Genomic DNA, 1,110 nt, shown 5'->3' on the forward strand with positions numbered 1-1,110 from the left:
ACGCCCGGCCCCTCGCAACCGCTTGCACCAGTCGCCGGCACGGGAGCAGGCGCTGGGCAAGCCTCGTGGCCGCATGCGCCGCTCAGTCCACCGGGGGGCTTGGGTCCGCCACCAGGAATGCCACCGGGGTGGCAGCCGACCTACGAGGTCGAGAGCAGCATTCCCTGGGAAACGGTCGGCAGCCCCCTCCTGACGCGCTGGTGGAAAACGGTCACCGCCACCTTCAAGGGGCGTGCGTTCTTCGCGGCGCTGGCTCAAAGCGACGACGCGATGAGCGCCGTCACCTTTCACACGTTGACCCTCGCGCTCGTGGGGTTCGCCTATGGCGGCCTGTACATGCTGATGATGGCCGTTCTCGGCACGATCGTGGTCGGACCGCTCGGCGCGCCCTCCGGCCTCGGCCTGTTGGCGGCCGGCGGCATGTGGGGGGTGGGCCTTGCCTCATGGCTGTCGATGACCCTCTTGGGCGCGGCGACCGGGTTTGCGATGCCCTGGGCGCTCGCGGGCGTTCATCACCTCGTCCTCGCGCTCACCGGCGGCGTTCCACCCGACCGCTCCTATACCCACACCGTGCGCGCACACGCCTACGCCAATGCGGGGGCGATGGCGTTCGCCGCCGTGCCCTACGTGGGGTCGCTCATCGCGCTCGTCTTCGGTATCAAGAACCACCTCGAGGCCTACGACGAGCTGCACCGGTGCGGTGGCGGCAAGGCTCTCCTCGCGTACTTCACCCCATTTTTCTGCAGCTGTTGCGGCATCGGCGCGTTCCTCGCGATCTTCAGCAGCCTCGCCTTCGCAGCGTTCTGAACGACCATGCTCGATGCGATCGTCATCGGTTCCGGCCCCAACGGCCTCGTCGCAGCGACCTACCTCGCCCGGGCGGGACTCTCGGTGCAGGTGCTCGAAGCCAACACCGAGCCCGGGGGCGCCGTGCGTTCTCGAGAGCTCACGCTGCCTGGATTCGTGCACGACCTCGGAGCGGCGTTCTTCCCGTTTGCGAAAGCGAGCCCGGCGCTGCGCGGGCTCGACCTCGAGGGCGCTGGGCTCGAGTGGCGCCTCGCCGAGCTCGAGAGTGCGCACCCTGCCCTCGATGGGACGTGTGCCAGCCTC

Annotated in this window: 2 protein-coding genes; both read left to right on the plus strand. The window is 69.1% G+C overall.

The features are described from left to right. Positions 1-117: 117 nt before the first annotated feature. Positions 118-807 (plus strand): hypothetical protein, encoded by a 690-nt coding sequence (locus tag EB084_26235; GenBank protein ID NDD31762.1) that lies wholly within the window; start codon positions 118-120, stop codon positions 805-807. A gap of 6 nt (positions 808-813) precedes the next feature. Next, positions 814-1,110: FAD-dependent oxidoreductase (locus EB084_26240; GenBank protein ID NDD31763.1), on the plus strand; the 297-nt coding region annotated here is incomplete at its 3' end.

The organism is Pseudomonadota bacterium, from assembly GCA_010028905.1.
In the GTDB taxonomy this organism is placed as follows: domain Bacteria; phylum Vulcanimicrobiota; class Xenobia; order RGZZ01; family RGZZ01; genus RGZZ01.

What these genes read in the sequence shown, in the direction of transcription:
- EB084_26235 (NDD31762.1), top strand. Translation starts at nt 118, where the DNA reads ATGCCACCGGGGTGGCAGCCGACCTACGAGGTCGAGAGCAGCATTCCC.